Below are 14,553 nucleotides of genomic sequence, written 5' to 3'. Positions count from 1 at the left end.
CACGCCGAAAGCGGTGACATCAATTTTGCAGCCCGCTCTCCGGTTGCCGCAAGATGACCGATCGAAGGCGGCATCTTGACAAAATTTCGCTGCAATTGTCTATTCATCCTCACGATTTTGGAGATCAAGGGTTCGATTTGACATGCTACACAGGTTGGAAGTCGAGAATTTTTACTCGATCCGTGACCCGCAAGTAATAGACCTGACCGTCGCCGCCAACACGCCGGAAGAACCTGGCCGTCTCGCGCCGCTTTGGCTTGGATCCAACGACAAGGCGCCAAAAGTAGTCGCGCTTTTCGGGCCAAATGCATCAGGGAAATCGACTATTCTCAGGGCACTGTCTTTTATCAAATGGTTTGTGAAGGACAGTTTCGCTTCGCCCCGTGGCAGTCGCATGCCTTTTGACCGATTCAATTCCAAGGAAATGCTCGACGCCTCGACCCGTCTCGCGGTCCACCTCGCAGGCATCGAAGATATTGAGGAAGCTGGCAAAGTGGGGGCCGCGCAATGCCGCTACAGCTACGAGGTAGTTATCGGCGGAGCTTCTGGTAAGCAGATCGTGGAGAAGGAAGCACTCTACTACTGGCCATCAACGGCCTCGAGGAAAGTGCGTCTTTTCGAGCGCGATGCGGCAGGCGAGGTTGTCGCCTCGAAGGCATTCGGATTGACGGGGTATAGACAGGCACTTGAGAAAGTCTTGAGGCCGGACGCCAGCGTTATCTCAACGTTGGCGCAGCTGGAGCACCCCTACTCGAAGCTTTTGTGGCAAACTGCAAGCCTCCTCATATCGAACATTCTGATCGAGAAATACGATGCTACGGACGACGCGGCGGTTCGCCACTACGCCGAACATCCCGAGCAATTAGCAATGTTCAACCGCGAGATTCAGCGTGTCGATGTCGGGATACGCGAGATGAAGATCGAACAAGGCCATAACGGTCCGATCGCGCTTTTCGAGCACGAGGGTCTGGCCTTACCAATGCCAATGATCTACGAGAGCCACGGCACGCGCCAATTTATCCGCTTGTTTCCGTTTATTTTCGAAGCGCTCGATGCTGGTGGAGTGGCCGTACTCGACGAGCTCGACGCAACTATCCATCCGCTTCTGCTTCCGGAAATCTTGCGGTGGTTTTACGACCCGATCCGTAATCCTCACGATGCCCAACTTTGGATGACCTGCCATACACCGTCGTTGCTCGAGGAGCTGACGAAAGAAGAGATATTCTTCTGCGAAAAGAACTACGAGGGCCAAACCGCCGTTTACGGCCTCCGTGACATTCAATCGGTCCGACGGAGCGATAATTATTACCGCAAATATCTGGGAGGCAGCTTCGGCGCTGTTCCGCAAATCGGATGAGGCGGCGAGTTGTCATTCCGCAACGCAAGCGCTTTTTTCTTGGATGCGAGGGTGAAAGCGAGCAAAGCTACGGCGCGCTTCTCTCGCGCATTGTGGGTACACAGCGTCAGGATTTCTTCCTCGACACCGTGCTGTTGCGACCGGGTGGCGGCGATCCGTTGGCGCTCGTCGAGCTGGCTGCAAAGAAGAAGAAGTTGGGCGAGAAGAAGGGTGACTACGCGGCTGCGTTCGCACTCATTGATTCCGATAAAAAGGGCGTTGCACCGCAGCGGGATCAGCAGGCACTTGCTCTTGCCGTTACTGCCGGCCTCACCATAATCTGGCAGGAGCCATGCCACGAAGCGTTGCTTCTCAGGCATTTTCCGAATGCTCAACAGCTAAAGCCGCAGTCGACGGCACTGGCCATCAGCGCTTTGAGAGACAAGTGGGCGACCTACACGAAGGGAATGCCGGCCGCCAAATTAGCGGCGGTGATCGATGCAGCCGGACTGCGCCGCGCGCGAGGCGTTGAACCGGGACTGAATGCCCTGCTCGTTGAACTTAGCTTCGAGTGAGAAGAGCCACTTCCAATCTAGATGACTCTAAAAGCTCGCGTTTTCGCCGGGACGTCCACCTGATGCTATGTGCCGCACTTGTCCCTTGAAAAAGGCTGTTGCCGAAGCTCACGGTTGCAACGAGGCAGCTACGCCTCAATAATCAAACGTTTGCGAGGGCGCCTCGGCCTTAATTAACGAGAGGGCGACGTTGTTGGAAGTATCCGAAAAGCGTTTGACGTAAGCACCGTAACTTGGCGCGCCACGCTGAAATCTCACCATGCCGAAAGCATTAAGAAACCTGCCGAGCATTGCCGTAGCGTGTGGGTCCGCCCGATCTGTTTCTTTGTTCTTTATCAGCGTCAAAACATCACTTGATTGGGCGAATCGCGACAATTCCGTTGCGGAAAACACCGGCCGTTTTAATTCAGCTGATTTTGCTATCAGAATGGTTCGAACACACCAGGCAATGCGCCGGTTGACGAGCGACTGAAGATGACCTCTGTGGCCGAAATCAATGATGAACCAGCCGAGGTCTGACGCGTGCATAATTTCGTGCTCGTAAGAGCCACGGAGCACAAAATGCTCGCGCAGGAGCTCAAGTTGACCTGTGGGATCGTAGATAGCCTTAGCCTCCCGGGCTATATGGCATACGAACAGGTCACCACTACTCGCTCGTCGCAGAAGGTCATCCAGTGGGTAGATCGAGGTCGATAAATGGCCCTTTTGCACATGCTGCGGACGGTCATCCTCAGAGATGAGCAGTAAGTCGGTATCGGAATATATGTCTTCGTCACCTCTAGCATGACTTCCGTACAAAAGCATTGCTGTTATGGTCATATCAATAATTGCCCAACCCGGTCATACGCCGAGGCTCGCGTCTTTGCTTTTCCTGAGTTTTTCGACAGAAAGACGTCGCACAACTTCCCGGGTCTGAACGACCTCGTTGAGGTTCTTTAGAACGAGCTGCTGCTTCTCGGGCTTGAGAACACCTACCTCGACGTCCAGATTATGTTCATTGATGATGTAGAAGGCGGCGCTCAGCCGGGACGGCACCCGTAATTCCTCGTTTGTCATATCATATTCTGACGCGACAGCAGCCTGCTTGAGCTTGTCGAGCTCTGGATTCGGAACCATAACCAGTTCCATGGTGTGATGCCACTCAAGGTCTTGATCGGCATGAACCTCGCATTTTCCGAGAAGACGGGCATCCGCAATGCGGTTGAGACTGTAGTCTCTGAAGTCGTTGTGCTCTTTTGACCAGGCGCGCACATACCAACGGCCTGCAGCGAACAAAAACGAGTGGGGCGCGATTGTCCGCTTCCCCGCTGGGCTACCGGTAAGGGAAGCGTATTCGATTTCGAGTTCAGCATTTTGCTTAATCGCGTCAAGTATTCGAATGAGCTGGCCCGGGCTCGTCGAACGCCGCTTGATAAAGCCTACGACCTCGACGGGCGGCGTCTCAGAGAACCAGGTGTCGCTCTCGCTCATCCAACCCCTTTGCACCGCCATAAGTTGTAATAGATATCGGTCGGAAAATGGCCCGATTAACTCTGGAATGAACTCTTCGGTGCGGACGAAGCTCTTCTGGCTTCTGTCATATTTGAGGTTCCGCTCAGCGCGAGCCTGGTACTGAGCAATGTCGGACGACGCCTGCTGCTCCGAGATTCCGAAGAAATCCACAAGATCTTTTCGGTTGAAGGCTCCGTCCCAGAAGAGCCGAAAGTCAATAAATTCCAATCTCTTGGTAACACCCCATCTCAATTCGCGATCCGCAGAATCCGCCATGAACTAATCTCCTTTTCCGATTCATCCGAAAAAGATGCATCGCATTACTTGATTGGTTATCCAATCGCACCTACCTTTTATGGAGGCACCGGGTGGTGCCGTCAACGCATCGGAAATGGCAGTGCGTCGATTGTCGGGATGTTCGCTCGACCTAAACGCGTAATCAGCAAAGTAAGCCCGAGCGAGGTTTGATCGATGGCAGCGAAGACGACACATTTCAAAGTAAACAACGGCGACATGACCCTCTTGAGGACGGGCGATGGCCACTCCATCGTCGTGGATGTTAATATTCGGGCAGCCGCAGACGATCCGGATGACGACGCACCTGATGTTGCGAAGCAACTCCGGGAACGGCTGTCACGCGATGATGAGGGCCGCCTCTACGTCGATGCGTTCTTGTTGACGCACCCGGACGCTGACCATTGCAGAGGTCTTGAGAAGCACTTTCATCTCGGACGGCTTGATGAGTGGAAGAAGGTGGACGATAAGATCGTAATCCGTGAAATGTGGTCTTCACCGATCATTTTCCGGCGGGCATCTCGGCATCATAACCTCTGCGCGGATGCCAAAGCATGGGCTGCAGAAGCTCGTCGCAGAGTTCGGGAATTCCGGGCAAACGGTTACGCCTATGATGGGGATCGCATTAAAATTCTGGGTGAAGACGTCGATGGTAAGACCGACGATCTGACGGAAATCTTGGTCGTAGGTGGCGACGTATTCCAGACGGTTAGGGGCGTAACTGACAACACCTTTTCCGCGCATCTTCTTGCTCCACTCCTGGCCGACGATGAGGAAGAAGCCGAGTTTCTGAGCAAAAACAATTCGAGTGTCGTCATCAACATTTCACTCGGCAAGACCGACCTGCAGAGTCCCAGCTACTATCTCCTGGGTGGAGATGCAGAGGTCGGTATCTGGGAAAAGCTCTGGGGCAAGTACGGAGATGATCCCACTCAGTTCCAATATGATGTCTTGATCGCCCCGCATCACTGCTCCTGGCACAGCCTTTCCTGGGACAGTTGGTCGGATTTTGGCGAAGACGCCGAGGCTTCCGACGACGCGAGATCTGCTCTCGGTCAACCAATGTCCGGCGCGTTCGTTATTGCTAGCAGCAAGGAGATCAAGGATGATGATGCCGATCCGCCCTGCATTTGCGCAGAGCGCGAGTACAAGTCGATCCTGAAATCGGTCAATGGAAACTTCACGTGCCTGGGCGAGCTATCCGGTGACGCTCCGCTGGAGTTTGAAATTACCGCGTCTGCTGGGCCGAGACGAATGGAGCGGCCCGCGAACAAGTCGAAGCTGGCGGCGCCGGCGCTTCTCGGCCTTTCAGGCGCTGCAGCAGGCAGTCAAACCGCGCTTGGCTCGCAGCCGTTCAAGCATGGTGACGACGATTGAGCACGCTGCCACCCGCAATCTTCAGAGCGGTGCGCCAGATAATGGCGCACCCTCGCGTTGTCCGGGTAGAGAATAACCTGGACCGCGACATGTCGATTGTTGTCCATGTTGACGCCGGGCTCGGGAGCCGGTGGCAAGCAGACGGCGTAAGCCCAAACGGTGTTAAGTTGATCGAGCCAATTATGGTTCGATTCTCAGAGCATTATCCAAGCAACTGCCCTGACGTTTGCCTGCGTTCCGATTTCGATCGGTCGCACCCACACCTCCTGCCAGGCAGCCCCGATGAGCCACCACGCCCCTGCTATATAGACGGACATCCCCACGATTTTCTTCGTCTTCGAGGCATGCACGGAGTCATATCCCAGGTCGCCGATTGGCTTGAAAAAGCGGCATCTGCGGAACTGATCAATCCGACACAGGGGTGGGAGCCTGTTCGCCGAGATCGGCTCGACGACTATGTTGAAGTCGATGCCGACATTCTCCGAGCCCTGGTTGATAGGGACGGCGGTGGGGCGTTCTTCCGAGCCCCCTTCACAATGATAGGAGATCGCAAATCTCGATCGCTGTGCTGCCATGTATTGGAAAGGCTGCAATTGCGAGAGGATGTCGCCAAAACGCTCTTCAGCCAATATAATCAGATTGGGATCGCAGTCGTCGTTTGGCCTGGTCGATCACCCGCGGGCGAAGAGGTTGTGGCTTCAACTTACGCCCCCGAGACGGTCACCAACGTCAAAGAACTCTACGAGCGTGCGTACTCCCTTGGCCTTCTCAAGCAACTGGAAACGTTTCTTGGCCTCGTTCGCACACGTCTGAATTCGGTGCCAAGCGGTGTCCCGACGGTCATTGCAGTCGCACTTCTGGTCCGACGTCCTCTCGAGGTCATCGGACAAGGATCTCGAATCGAGATTCTTCCCTATGTTATCGAGGTCTCTAATTCCGATGACCTGGCGACTGCCAGCTTGTCTCCTGTCCGCCTGGCAGCGCACCGAGATGCGCTTAGTCCAAAGCTCCTGTCGACAATGGCTGGACGGAAGGTCATCGCTGATCCGCCAAAATGGACCCTACTAGGTGCAGGCAGCGTCGGGTCCAAGCTCGCAATTCATTTAGCCCGGGAAGGCAGAGGTCCCGGAACAGTCATCGACAGCAGTTTGATGCGGCCACACAATTACAGCCGACACGGTCTGCTGCCTCAATCTCGCTTCGACGCTCTAAACGACGTCAAAGCGCAAGCGCTGAGCCATTCAGTAAGGATGTTGGGACAAGCCTGTACCGGATATTACACGGACGTAGCGTGGCTTGCGGCAGCTGGAACTGACGAGGAATGGAAAAAAGCTTGGCCGCGCGGGACGCAATTCCTCGTGGACGCCACAGGCTCTCCATCCGTTACAGACGCACTGTGCCTCTCGAACATTGCCCGTTCTCGGCCGCGCGTCGTGGAGACATGTCTTTTTGCGGGCGGGCTAATTGCTTATTTCGGCCTCGAGGGGCCGGGTATAAATCCCAATGTTCAAGACCTTGCCGCTGAGAGCTATAGGATCTTTACCAACGATGACACGCTGCGTGGGCTGGCATTCAACGGGACCGGCGAGCTTGTCGCAATTGGCCAAGGATGCTCGACGCTTACAGCTCGAATGTCGGACGCGACGCTTTCAGCGTCGATACCCGCGATGGCAAATAAACTTGCCGGCCTTCTTGACGACGGCGAACCCGAAAGTTCGGGTGAGATTATGATCGGCCTTGTTGAGAAGAACCTACTCGGCCAGTCATGGCAATGCAACAAAGTGGAAGCCTTCATCAAACTTTCAGGCGACGATCCTAGCGCACCATCCGTGAGAATTTCACGACGTGTTGTTTCCGTCATCGACCAAACAATCGAAGCTCACAGCGACGTCGAGACAGGCGGCGTTTTAATCGGTCGCTTCAACGAAAGCACCAACAGTTTTCACGTGGTCGACTTGATCCGTGCGCCAAGCGACAGCAAATTCACGGCGACGCTTTTTTCCCTTGGCACCGCCGGACTGTCCGAGCGCATCGCGGAGTACGTGGATCACAGCCATGGAACGCTGTACCCGATCGGAACCTGGCACAACCATCTATCCGACAGCGCGGCATCAAGAACTGACCTCGCTACCGGGGTTCAACTCGCCTTCGGACAGAGGTTTCCTGCCGTCATCTTGATCCGCACGCCTTCCATTTTCCACGGGCTCGTTGTCGAGCAAGCACACGCTGAAGATACAAACGAACCTGCTGTAACGGTAGCTCGCATATCGGAGGAGGAAGCGTGACAATGGGCCTCTTCAAGCTTTTTGATGCTTACACCGTAAGAGCTCGAGTCGTACCCGGCCTCATCGCAGGTCTACCTACGCTCGCCTTTCTGTTTCTTAGTATACCGTGGGATCATTTCAACGTATCGCAAGCGATTTCGGCGACGATGGCTTTTGTCCTGCTCATTGCTTTTGCCGATCTTGCGCGTCATCTCGGTAAAAAAGCCGAAACGAAATTGGGAACTCGATCCGCTCCGGAATTGTGGTTTCGCGATAACGATGCCGTCGATAAAATATCCAAAGATAGGTATCGCGACTTTATCGCAACACAGCTCGGTGTTGCCGCACCGACAGCTGAAATGGAAGTCGGCGATCCCAACGCCGCTCGACAGTTCTATTTAAGTGCTGGTACTTGGCTCCGAGACCATACTCGCGACCAAAAGAAATTCCGAATTTTGACTGACGAGCTTTTCACCTATGGATTTCGGAGAAACCTCTTCGGCCTGAAGCCTGTTGCCCTGATACTCAATTTCCTTGTGCTTGCCTTGTGTGTTGTTGCAATGGCAATGACGCTCCCCGTCGAGCTACCGACCCTGCAATCCCCCGATAGACTGCTAATCGCGATTGTGGCAGTCGTCTTCCATTCAGCTTTCATGATCCTTGCGGTAAATAAGGACTACGTGCGCCAAGCGTCGCAAGCTTATGGAATTCAGCTCATTTTGTGTTGCGAGACTCTCATGTCAGGCGTTAGCCGTACGCCACGCAAGCGGGTGTCGAAGGCTGCAACAACATAATCGGGCCGTCTTCAGAGTATCCCCCACGCCCGAAACCTCCCCCTCCCGGTCATCTCGCGCAACCCTAGCTCCAAAACGATCCGCCGCGCCGCCTGCGGCGTGACCTCGAGCGTCTTGGCCACCATCCCGGCCGACACGAGCGGTTTCGCCATAACCAGCTTGATCAGTTCCGGCAGTTTTGAAGACGTTCGTCTTCCCGACAATTTGCGCTCCATCATCTGCCGAGCGAGTGTCAGCCGATCGTGCTCTTTCATGCCGATCTCGGCGGCCGCCAAAAAGCCGTGGGCGATGGCGAGCAGCCGCGTCCCGCGATCGCGGTGACGGCGCCTATCGACCGGAATAGTTTTCAAGCCGAGATTGATGGCCGCGAGATGGGCACCTGATGTGATGCCAACCTGGCGCAGAATGGAGGCGCAAAACAGCCGGCCGAGCCAAGGGGCGTGCTGAAGCACGGACAGTTCGTTCCAGGCATCCAACGCAACGATCGCCTGCAGCACCGCCGGCAAGTTTTCCGCCTGGCGCAGCACGCCGCGCCATTCCACCAACCGGGCATCCTCGTCCCAGTCGAGATCATAGACCAATGCGTCTCCATCCGCCGCGCCAATCTGGCCGGGCGGAGTTGCGTTCTCGATCGCGGCCTCCGATCGGGCGAGCACCGCATCGATGGCGGCATAGTCGACGCGGGGAAGATTTTCGACGTCGTCGGCGTCATCCCCCTCCCCTTCCGGATCGATTGTGACCGCACGCCGGATGGCACCGATCGTCTGCGCGTCTTCCGTGTCAGCCGTCGTGAACTCTGCGGTTTTCCGCAGCGAGCGGATGCCGTCGGCCGACAATGCCCAATCCGGCAACTGTGCGGCGATGCGCCGGCGCGTGCGCAGCACGTCGCGGGCGATGGTCAGCTCGTGGGTGGGCGTGCGAATATCTCTGGTGGCGTCGTGGAGCACGAGGTCTTCGAGGTGAACGAGTTCGCCGTCGATCCACAGCGAGGCACAGGCATCGGCAAAGTGGGTGCGCTCGAGGAAACCGGCGCCGACCGCCGATCGGGCGATCCGCTCATCGAGACGCGTCAGCGCGGTTCCAGCGTCAAAAGCGGGCCGCATCAAGGTCGAAATGCTGATTCTCGTGAGATCGTAAGCCATTGATTTTATGGTAAACGATTTCTTACACGAACTCTATCTGTGTTTTACTGTTCGCCACATGGTATGATTGCCGGCTGGTGTTATAACCATCGATAATATTCAAGTATCGATAGTGAGCCATCTTGTGGCATTCTCTTGCTATCTTCGGCTCAAAACACTATCTTTACGCCACGATATCCGCGCTAGGAGTGCTCAAAATGTCCGAACCGCAGCTTTCCATTCGCAGTGCCAAGGCACGCGATCTAGCGCGCGCGCTGGCCAGACGTACCGGCCAACCAATCAACAAGCTCGTCGAGATCGCGCTCGAGCGCTACGATATCGAGCTGCGGCAGCTGAACAAGGCCCATCCACTGGATGCCGTATGGGAACTCGCCGCCGAAGGCCGACGCTCCGTTCCTTCTGGCACCACGTCTGCTCACGACGATCTTTACGACGAAAATGGGCTGCCGAAGTGATCGCCCTCGATACCTCCGTCCTGGTCGCGATTATGCTCGATGAGCCGGAAGCCGAGACGTTCAAGACGGTATTGCGGCAGGAGCCAGTGATCGTCATTGGCTGGCCCACATTGTTCGAAACACGAACTGTGCTGACCGCCAAGCGGTTTTCCAATCCCGGCGAGATCATTGCCCGTTTTTCCGAGGCGCCCAACATCACCGTCCTCGCCTTTGATCGAAAGCATTATCACGCGGCCGAACATGCGTTGGAGCGCTATGGCAAGGGCCGGCATCCGGCCGGCCTCAACATGGGCGACTGCTTGTCCTATGCAGTCGCCGCGGTCGCCAAGGCCCCTCTCCTCTTCAAGGGGAATGATTTCGCGCGGACAGACGTAAAGTGCCATCCCGCATCGGCTACTCAATGAAAAGCAAAGCTGTCGTCCGGCCCTCCCCCGCTGATCCAGTGCTTCTCCGCGCCGAAGAACTGGATACGCTCGACGCCATCCTGCCCTTCGCGCGCCGCGATCAACTGGCCACGCTGCTGACCGATGACGACATCGCCACCCTTAAGCATCTGGCCAAGGAAGGTATGGGCGCCAATACCCTTCGGGCGCTCGCCTCCGATCTCGGCTATCTCGAAGCGTGGTGCGAGCTTGCCACCGGCGTCCCCCTGCCCTGGCCGGCGCCGGAAAGCCTGCTGTTGAAATTTGTCGCCCATCATCTCTGGGATCCGGTCGAACGTGCGGAGGATTCTGCCCACGGCATGCCTTCTGACGTCGAGATTGGAATGCGCGCCAAAGGCCTGCTGCGTGTCCAGGGGCCGCACGCGCCGGAAACTGTGCGACGGCGACTGACATCCTGGTCGATCCTAACCCGCTGGCGCGGCCTGACCGGGGCGTTCTCGGCGCCTTCACTCAAATCTGCCCTGCGACTGGCAGTCCGTGCCGCTCCGCGGCACCGCCGGCGCAAGAGCAAGAAAGCCGTGACTGGTGATATTCTGGCAAAGTTGCTGGCCACCTGCGCCGGCGATCGCCTGGTCGATCTTCGCGATCGCGCGCTTTTACTCACTACCTTTGCCTCCGGAGGGCGCCGACGCTCGGAAGCCGCTAATGTGCGAGTCGAAGACCTCATCATCGAGGAACCGGTGCACATAGATCCACGAAACCCCGTCTCCCCTCTACTCCCCTGCCTCACCATCAACCTCGGCCGCACCAAAACGACGACAGCCGACGACCGCGCGCAAGTCATCCTGATCGGTCGGCCGGTCCAAGCGCTGAGGCAATGGCTTGCCGAGGCAAAGATCAACACGGGACCAGTCTTCCGGCGTATCGATCAATGGGGCAATATCGATCGACGATCCATAACCCCGCAGTCCGTCAATCTGATCCTCAAGGCGCGTTGCAGGCAAGCGGGCCTAGATCCTGACGAGTTCTCGGCTCATGGGCTACGCTCAGGCTATCTGACCGAAGCCGCCAATCGTGGCGTATCCCTGCAGGAGGCGATGCAGCAGTCCCTCCATAGGTCCGTGGCGCAGGCAGCGAGCTATTTCAACAATGCCGACCGGAAAAACGGACGCGCCGCGCGGTTGCTTGTTTAGCACCGCGTCTTCGACTTTCGTAAGACGGTTCGGCCAGTCTTCCTTGCAATTCTGGAATTGTACTCCATAAATCCAAGGTTGATTAACTGTCGAATATTGTCAGAACTGGATAAGCTCCTAGCCACGCGCCCAGAGGTCGCTTTCGTCGGTCCGCGTCAAGTCGGAAGGTCGACCTTGGCTGAACTCGAATAACGCATCAGGCACTTCTCGGCGCCAAACCTACCTAGAATGACACCACCGAGCCTCACTGCTCTGAAAACGGCCGACCTTCTGAAATTTTCGCGGTAGAGCCTCGTTAGCGCACTTTGTGTTAGCACGCCTACTCTTGCTCGGGCATGATCACGGCCAGCACTGCTTCAACTCGCATAGGCACAGTACGCTTGTGCTCGATGTCGGTGATTTCCAGTGCGGCCCGACCCGTCTGCGGTGGCTCGGTGGTGATCGCGAGAATCGCCGGACGCGTGTTTCCATCAGCGGACCTACGGGGCACTGTTTTCGGTCCTCGGTTTCGGCGCGCTGCTGCTGCCAAGGCCAGAGGTAGGGAAAGGCGAGACAGCAACCGGACGGAATTTAAGCCTCATCGCCGTAGCCTTCGCCGCGCGCCAGTCGCTCGAGCGTCTCGTTGAAGGAGTGACTTTGCTTCCGTACGACGCCCGCTCATTGCGCTGCATTTTAGGAGGATCACGTTTATTCGCATCGTTGCTCTTCGTTGCGAGCGGGACTGGCTGTCGCATACCTCACTTGACCTGTTGCGGTGTGTTGGTCACTCAACGAGTGAGTTGATTTTGCTTTAAGCAAGGCGGATACCATGGGCCTGACTGAGAACTGTTGCTTGACGGCGCGCCTGCTCAGATCACGGAGATATGCGCCCGCAGAATTGATATGCGTTGCCCTCTCGAGAATACAGGCGATCGCAATTCCCGCATTTTCCGGTCCCATTATGGCGGAGGCTTCGTTGAAGGCAGAGGGACTGATGTTGAGGATTAATCGGACCACACTCGTTGCGGCGAGCAAATCTCTCCAGGTTCTAATTGATCCTCCCGGGCCATAAGGATGGACCTCCCTGCAAGCTCGTAGCACTGTGTCGAGAGCAACATTCGGGTTCAATCGGGATCCGGAATTGTGTGCCGTTTCGGCTGTTTGTCTGATATCCGACTGGTTATCTTCGTTGCGATCGATCCCTGAGGTAGAGATCAAGTTCCTTTTCTGTGGTTCGGCGACAGTTTCAGATTCAAAAGAGGATTGTGTTTGTGAATCCTGTATGTGGCGCTCATTTTGAGACTCTATGGCGCACATATCTTGTGTTTTTTCGTGTAGGTCCAACAGGTTGATGATCGTTGAACGGAGCTCGCTCATTTTAATCAGAAAGTTCTGCGCTTCATCAAGAGTCGGCCGACGCGATAACGTCGCAAGAATTGTTCTGAAGCGATCGTTGAGCTCATTCCAATTGCCGCTCACGTTTCCGTTTAGAGCCAGCTGAATAAGCTTGGTGATGTCACGACGGTAAAGAGTGATCTTCTCCCTGGCAGAAAGAAGAAGTTGTCGGTCAGTCGCGTTCTGGGCGGCGATTGTCTCAATTTCATGTGCCCGCGAAAGCAGGGGAGCGAGACTAAAGCCGAACGCTTCGTTAATTTCCCCTGCCCTGCTGCGGCGGGCAAAGCGCTTCCCGTTTGCGCTATCCTTGCGGAGTATAAGCCCCGCATCAATGAGTGCTGAAAGGTGGCGCCTCAGTGTGGCAGCCGTCATTCCCCTAGCACGGATGGAGAGCTGTGCATTGGACGGAAAGACAATAACGCCGTTCGCGACACAAAGCTCGTCTGCTGGATAAAATGACAGGAGGGCGTCAAGAACCGTTAAAGAACGGTCGGTGACATTGAGATGATTGCGAGCTTCGCAGACTGCTCGAAAGAGCTTCCACTTGTTTCGCTTGATATCGGGTACGGCCATCTGGGCTTGCCGTTGCTTTTTCAACGAGGCAAACGTCATCGACCGCCGCCCAAAGGGCGTCGTTACGCATGCAACATCCATGTTCTTCCACCTTCACAAAGGCAAAAGAAATTCGTTCACCGAAACGGTGCCAAGACTCTTGACGGGGATTCGTGAAAATGCGATTCTCTGATTGCTACATACAGAGGAAGGCTTCCACGACGGCAACGTTTAGGGGGCCTTTTTTCTTTTGCGGTTTAGTCTCCTGCTTTGGTCTGTTCGTCACGCTGGAACCTCTGATAGAGTTCCTCCAGCTGATCTGATAGATATTCTCCGAACTTCGATGCATCCTTCGACGTCAGCGCAAGCGTGAACGTCTTGCCTGCTGATTTGGTCGTGACCGCGACGGATTTCGCTGCGACATCGAACTGGCGGAAGGATGGGGATGCCGAAGGCTTCTTCGGCTTCTTGACGGTCTTTAGCTCACCAAGAAGTACATTGACGCGATCCTGTTCCGATGCACCGCGAAACAAGTCGCTTGAAATGCATTCGAGCGCACGCCCGGCGTTCGCTGGGACCTGCACCAATTTTTTGAGCTCTTCCCAACGGTCGCGCCCAACGCCTTTTGCGGCACCAACGGCTTCAAGCACGGGCTCGGGGATCGTTTCGGCGACAGAGAGCATTCGTGACAGAAGCGTGTCGTCAATCGTCAGGGCGATCTTCACAACATCCTTGCTCATACCATTGGCAACGAGCTTTCTGGCAAACAACGATTTTTCGATGAATGTCAGATCTGCGCGCGCCGTGTTTTCCTGGCCCTGTGCAATGACATGGGCAATATCTGCGAGTTGCTTGACAACAGCGCGAACGGGGATGTGCAGCTCACGAGCGGCCCGTGCGCGGCGATGACCGAAAACGATCATGTAACGCCCTTCGGCATCCGGATGGGGACGCACAAGGATCGGTGTCGACTGGCCGGACTGGCGAATTGCTTCACGCAGCAGGACGTAATCTTCCTGGTCGTCGCCGATGCGGTCGGCGACGAACGAGCCTTCGAGCAACTCCGGATCGAGAGCAACGACGGTTTCGCCTTCGAGCATGCGAATGGACGTTTCAGCAAGCTCATCAAGCGATTGCATCATCGAGCGCGAAGCGCCGCGTCGGGTATATTCCGCACGAGCCTCGGTCGTTCGCTGCTGATCCTCTGCGGTCGGCTGTACGAACTTCGCCAAAGAATGGTTTCTAGCCATCACTTCCCTCCCCAAGTGGCTCCAAGTCTATGAAGTAGCGGCAGATTTTCCGGTTCTGCACGGCTGTCAAAAC

Annotated in this window: 13 protein-coding genes and 1 pseudogene; 8 read left to right on the top strand and 6 right to left on the bottom strand. The window is 55.9% G+C overall.

The window, feature by feature from the left end; all coding sequences use genetic code 11:
- The first annotated feature begins 154 nt into the window (after positions 1–154).
- The gene (locus HGP17_RS09590; RefSeq protein ID WP_246704007.1) at positions 155–1,357 is read left to right on the top strand and encodes an AAA family ATPase; all 1,203 of its coding nucleotides are present in this window, start codon (positions 155–157) and stop codon (positions 1,355–1,357) included.
- On the top strand, positions 1,354–1,911 hold the full coding sequence (locus HGP17_RS09585; protein WP_168808333.1) for an RloB domain-containing protein: 558 nt from the start codon (positions 1,354–1,356) through the stop codon (positions 1,909–1,911). Before HGP17_RS09590 ends, HGP17_RS09585 begins: the two co-directional genes overlap by 4 nt.
- A gap of 135 nt (positions 1,912–2,046) precedes the next feature.
- On the opposite strand, the gene HGP17_RS09580 is transcribed toward HGP17_RS09585, so the two are convergent.
- Both HGP17_RS09580 and HGP17_RS09575 read right to left on the bottom strand, forming a co-directional pair.
- Positions 2,047–2,730 carry a nucleotidyltransferase domain-containing protein gene (locus HGP17_RS09580; protein ID WP_168808331.1) on the bottom strand — a complete coding sequence of 228 codons (684 nt, stop codon included), beginning with the start codon at positions 2,728–2,730 and terminating at the stop codon, positions 2,047–2,049.
- A gap of 21 nt (positions 2,731–2,751) precedes the next feature.
- Positions 2,752–3,678 (bottom strand): WYL domain-containing protein, encoded by a 927-nt coding sequence (locus HGP17_RS09575; RefSeq protein ID WP_168808329.1) that lies wholly within the window; start codon positions 3,676–3,678, stop codon positions 2,752–2,754.
- Between the two features lie 195 nt (positions 3,679–3,873).
- Between HGP17_RS09575 and HGP17_RS09570 the strand changes: the two genes are divergently transcribed.
- The 3 genes from HGP17_RS09570 to HGP17_RS09560 are packed head-to-tail and all read left to right on the top strand — an operon-like array spanning position 3,874 to position 8,131.
- Positions 3,874–5,073 carry a metallohydrolase gene (locus tag HGP17_RS09570; protein WP_168808327.1) on the top strand — a complete coding sequence of 400 codons (1,200 nt, stop codon included), beginning with the start codon at positions 3,874–3,876 and terminating at the stop codon, positions 5,071–5,073.
- Positions 5,070–7,358 carry a hypothetical protein gene (locus HGP17_RS09565; protein WP_168808325.1) on the top strand — a complete coding sequence of 763 codons (2,289 nt, stop codon included), beginning with the start codon at positions 5,070–5,072 and terminating at the stop codon, positions 7,356–7,358. The genes HGP17_RS09570 and HGP17_RS09565 overlap by 4 nt, the downstream gene beginning before the upstream one ends.
- Before the next feature lie 2 nt (positions 7,359–7,360).
- On the top strand, positions 7,361–8,131 hold the full coding sequence (locus HGP17_RS09560; protein ID WP_168808323.1) for a hypothetical protein: 771 nt from the start codon (positions 7,361–7,363) through the stop codon (positions 8,129–8,131).
- A gap of 11 nt (positions 8,132–8,142) precedes the next feature.
- Here the strand turns inward: HGP17_RS09560 and HGP17_RS09555 are convergent, their stop codons facing one another.
- Complete coding sequence (locus HGP17_RS09555; RefSeq protein ID WP_205925906.1) at positions 8,143–9,273, bottom strand: RHE_PE00001 family protein; 1,131 nt, start codon at positions 9,271–9,273, stop codon at positions 8,143–8,145.
- Positions 9,274–9,470: 197 nt separating this feature from the next.
- On the opposite strand from HGP17_RS09555, the gene HGP17_RS09550 reads away from it, so the two are divergent.
- Genes HGP17_RS09550 through HGP17_RS09540 form a run of 3 tightly spaced genes read left to right on the top strand, consistent with a single transcriptional unit; the run spans position 9,471 to position 11,304 of the window.
- Positions 9,471–9,728 (top strand): type II toxin-antitoxin system VapB family antitoxin, encoded by a 258-nt coding sequence (locus HGP17_RS09550; RefSeq protein WP_168808321.1) that lies wholly within the window; start codon positions 9,471–9,473, stop codon positions 9,726–9,728.
- Complete coding sequence (locus HGP17_RS09545; protein ID WP_168808319.1) at positions 9,725–10,132, top strand: type II toxin-antitoxin system VapC family toxin; 408 nt, start codon at positions 9,725–9,727, stop codon at positions 10,130–10,132. The genes HGP17_RS09550 and HGP17_RS09545 overlap by 4 nt, the downstream gene beginning before the upstream one ends.
- Entirely contained in the window at positions 10,129–11,304 is a 1,176-nt protein-coding gene (locus HGP17_RS09540; protein WP_168808317.1) for a site-specific integrase, read from the top strand. Before HGP17_RS09545 ends, HGP17_RS09540 begins: the two co-directional genes overlap by 4 nt.
- A 345-nt stretch (positions 11,305–11,649) precedes the next feature.
- Here HGP17_RS09540 and HGP17_RS33550 read toward each other — a convergent pair.
- The 3 genes and pseudogenes from HGP17_RS33550 to repB all read right to left on the bottom strand — a co-directional run.
- A pseudogene (locus HGP17_RS33550) lies at positions 11,650–11,885 on the bottom strand (hypothetical protein); the annotation flags it as partial.
- 106 nt (positions 11,886–11,991) lie between these two features.
- Positions 11,992–13,332, bottom strand: a complete 1,341-nt coding sequence (gene repC / locus HGP17_RS09535) for a plasmid replication protein RepC (protein WP_168808316.1) — start codon at positions 13,330–13,332, stop codon at positions 11,992–11,994.
- Between the two features lie 155 nt (positions 13,333–13,487).
- Complete coding sequence (repB, locus tag HGP17_RS09530; protein ID WP_168808315.1) at positions 13,488–14,480, bottom strand: plasmid partitioning protein RepB; 993 nt, start codon at positions 14,478–14,480, stop codon at positions 13,488–13,490.
- Positions 14,481–14,553: the final 73 nt, after the last annotated feature.

The organism is Rhizobium sp. P38BS-XIX, from assembly GCF_012641435.1.
GTDB lineage: Bacteria > Pseudomonadota > Alphaproteobacteria > Rhizobiales > Rhizobiaceae > Rhizobium.
This window is presented reverse-complemented; position numbering and strand designations above follow the sequence as displayed.

What these genes read in the sequence shown, in the direction of transcription:
- HGP17_RS09585 (WP_168808333.1), top strand. Translation starts at nt 1,354, where the DNA reads ATGAGGCGGCGAGTTGTCATTCCGCAACGCAAGCGCTTTTTTCTTGGA.
- HGP17_RS09580 (WP_168808331.1), bottom strand. Translation starts at nt 2,730, where the DNA reads ATGACCATAACAGCAATGCTTTTGTACGGAAGTCATGCTAGAGGTGAC.
- HGP17_RS09575 (WP_168808329.1), bottom strand. Translation starts at nt 3,678, where the DNA reads ATGGCGGATTCTGCGGATCGCGAATTGAGATGGGGTGTTACCAAGAGA.
- HGP17_RS09570 (WP_168808327.1), top strand. Translation starts at nt 3,874, where the DNA reads ATGGCAGCGAAGACGACACATTTCAAAGTAAACAACGGCGACATGACC.
- HGP17_RS09560 (WP_168808323.1), top strand. Translation starts at nt 7,361, where the DNA reads ATGGGCCTCTTCAAGCTTTTTGATGCTTACACCGTAAGAGCTCGAGTC.
- HGP17_RS09555 (WP_205925906.1), bottom strand. Translation starts at nt 9,273, where the DNA reads ATGGCTTACGATCTCACGAGAATCAGCATTTCGACCTTGATGCGGCCC.
- HGP17_RS09550 (WP_168808321.1), top strand. Translation starts at nt 9,471, where the DNA reads ATGTCCGAACCGCAGCTTTCCATTCGCAGTGCCAAGGCACGCGATCTA.
- HGP17_RS09540 (WP_168808317.1), top strand. Translation starts at nt 10,129, where the DNA reads ATGAAAAGCAAAGCTGTCGTCCGGCCCTCCCCCGCTGATCCAGTGCTT.
- repC (WP_168808316.1), bottom strand. Translation starts at nt 13,332, where the DNA reads ATGGATGTTGCATGCGTAACGACGCCCTTTGGGCGGCGGTCGATGACG.
- repB (WP_168808315.1), bottom strand. Translation starts at nt 14,480, where the DNA reads ATGGCTAGAAACCATTCTTTGGCGAAGTTCGTACAGCCGACCGCAGAG.